Source organism: Streptomyces hesseae (assembly GCF_031845785.1).
Classification (GTDB): domain Bacteria; phylum Actinomycetota; class Actinomycetes; order Streptomycetales; family Streptomycetaceae; genus Streptomyces; species Streptomyces hesseae.
The window spans coordinates 1-351 of record NZ_JAVRFI010000089.1; the positions used below are offsets into that span (position 1 = coordinate 1).

Below are 351 nucleotides of genomic sequence, written 5' to 3' on the forward strand. Positions count from 1 at the left end.
TTCCGGCGCGCTGGGTGTCGTAGGCCTCCAGGGCCTGGGTGACCTGGTCGACGAGCGTGTTGAGCTCGCCGAGCAGCCAGCGGTCGATCAGCGGGCGGTCGGCCGGCGCCGGGTCGGACGCCGAGGGGGCCCAGTCGGACGTACGGGCGTAGAGGGCCTGGAAGGCGACGGTGTTCCAGTAGGTGAGGAGGGTTTTCCGCACCACCTCCTGGATCGTGCCGTGACCCACGCGGCGTGCGGCCCAGGGGGAGCCGCCGGCGGCCATGAACCAGCGGACGGCGTCGGCGCCGTGCTGGTCCATGAGGGGGATGGGCTGGAGGATGTTGCCGAGGTGCTTGGACATCTTCCGGC

1 protein-coding gene is annotated in these 351 nt (G+C 71.5%); it reads right to left on the reverse strand.

The window, feature by feature from the left end:
• The coding region (locus tag RM609_RS34330; RefSeq protein WP_311616605.1) for a class I tRNA ligase family protein at positions 1-351 on the reverse strand (351 nt) is incomplete at both ends.